This window comes from Actinosynnema sp. (genome assembly GCF_052038725.1).
In genome coordinates this window covers 1-2206 of sequence record NZ_JBQGCX010000129.1, presented here as the reverse complement: position 1 = coordinate 2206, position 2206 = coordinate 1, and the positions used below count along the sequence as shown (strand labels likewise).

Below are 2206 nucleotides of genomic sequence, written 5' to 3'. Positions count from 1 at the left end.
GGGCTGGTTCCGTGCTCGCCCCTGTCCGGGCGTGCGGTGAGCGGCTACCTGAGTGGGTGGGCGCCGCCGGATGGGCGGTTCGGGGCTGCGTCTCCCGAGCGTCTGCAGCAGACTGCGAGCAGTCCGTTTCCCCAGCGGGGGTATGGCGTGGGTGAGGTTGGGCGTATGCATCCGGCGCACGCTGAAATGGGGCACTGGCATTCAAGGGCTGGGCACTCAGGGACTGGGCGGTCAGGGGCTGGGCGGTCGTTGGCGGGTGCCACTGGTGTGAGCGCTCCTGGTGTAGGTGCCCCTGGGCTGGAGGGGCCGTCTGTGGTGGCGGCGCCTATGGCGGGCACCTGTGGGTCACGTTTGCAGGAACTGGCTGACCGGCACCAGCGTGATTTGTACGGGGACACCACGTCCTCCGGGAACCACCGCAGTGGAGGCGAGCGGTAGCCTTTCGAAAGCTGGATTTGACGTCGGTGCTCAGTGCCTGGTGAGCGGCGTTTGCCCAACCGGAGAAGGCGGAGAAGCCGGAAAGGGTTGCTGCGTCACCGCCGGGTCGGTGGAATGGGCGCCGCCGCGTGAGGTGGTCGGGTCTGCTCGTCCGGGTGGGCGTGAGAGGACCGCCGGGGCGCGCTCCCGGAGGTCGTCACGTCGTGGTCGGACGTGGTGCTCGCAGCTGTCAGCCCGACCACCCTGGCCCGCGGCCTTCGCGGTCGTCTTGCGCATTCAGTTGTGGGTTCAGCGTTCAGCAACTCCTCCTTTCCCGGTGCGCCCAGGCGAGGACACGCCTAAGAAGCACTGTCTGGTGTCTAGTACGCATGTGCACGCGAAGTCGGGAATCGGACTCGCGGAACGGGCGCGGAAACCGGGGTGCACCTGACCGGTCCGGACCGTTCGCGCAATGCCCGACCGAAGGCCTCGCGTCGTCCTGCTGATAATTGTTCCACGGTGAAACCGGCGGTGCTAAGACCCTGGGAACGACGTATTTCAGGATCACTCTTCCGGGTAACGGAGCAGCATCAGAGCCGCCCCGAGCACCCCCGCGGCTAAGCGCGAACCTGCCGCTCCAGAGCCGCCACCAGCCGGTCCAGCAGCACCGAGGCGTCCCCGCCCGCCGAGGCCACCGGGTCCTCGTCGGCGAAGTTCGGCCAGTCCACCTCGCCCTCCAAGGACCGCAGGTCACCGGCCGTGAACACCAACCCCTGCTCACCCAGCTCCGGCTCCAGCAACCCCCGCACCACCTCCAGCGGCAATGTGGTCCGCTCGGCCAGCAGCACCGCGTCGTGCAGGTCCCGCCCCTGCGGGTAGATGTCCGTCATCAACCACTGCACCTTCCACGCCAGCACCAGCTCCGGCGGAGCGACCAGCAGCGAGGTCCCCAACGGCGTCACCACCTCCCGACCGGGCGGCAGCGGCAGCTCCTCCGCGAACGAGAAGTCCAGCTGCACCGACCCGCCGGGCAGTCCCGGCACGTCGAACGGGAACACCAGCCGCCGCCCGGACGCCCGCTCGCAGGTCCAGATGTCCACCGAGGTCACCCCCTCGCCGCGCACCCCCGGCCCAGGCTCGGTCAGCAGCGCCACCACCAGCCCGGCCAGCATCTCCTCGGCCAGGTGGTCCCGGACCCCGACCGTCCCCGGCACCACCACGAAGTCCAGGTCACCGGCCTCGCGCGCCGCGTCCCCGAACCACGCCCGCAGCAGCGCGCTCCCGCGCAGCACCAGGTTCCCCGCCCACGGCGACCGCTCCACCACCCCCAGCACGTGCGCCACCGCCTCCCGCCGGGCCGCGAACCACCGCGCCCCCTGCGCCGGGTCGTCGAACACCGGCTCACCGGCCCGGAACGAGTGCCCGTACTGCTTGACCGCCGGGTCGAACACCGCCCGCTGCTGGAACCCGACCCCTGGGTGGACCCGCATCGGCTGGTAGGTGACGGGGAACTCGGGCGCCCCGGCGGGCGCGGTCCGCAGCCGCTCCTCGTGCCACGCGTGCCGGTCCGCCGAGCCCTCCAGCCACCCCCGGTCCAGGTCGAGCGCGTCGTCGTGCACGACGTACTCCTCCTCGACCTCCAGCACCCGCTCGCCCGCCCCGAGCACCCCGCGCACCGCCGCCAGCAGCGCTTCCAGCCGGATCCGCGCGGTCTCCCGCCCGACCCCGTGGCAGCGCTGCGTCACGAACCGCTCCTCGTGGTCACCGCCTGACCCGCGCGTCCGCGGCG

At 71.4% G+C, this 2206-nt stretch carries 1 protein-coding gene; it reads right to left on the bottom strand.

The window, feature by feature from the left end; all coding sequences use genetic code 11:
* Window positions 1-1034: 1034 nt before the first annotated feature.
* Window positions 1035-2162 carry a nucleotidyl transferase AbiEii/AbiGii toxin family protein gene (locus tag ACTUAL_RS02500; RefSeq protein WP_440899128.1) on the bottom strand — a complete coding sequence of 376 codons (1128 nt, stop codon included), beginning with the start codon at window positions 2160-2162 and terminating at the stop codon, window positions 1035-1037.
* Between the last annotated feature and the right edge of the window lie 44 nt (window positions 2163-2206).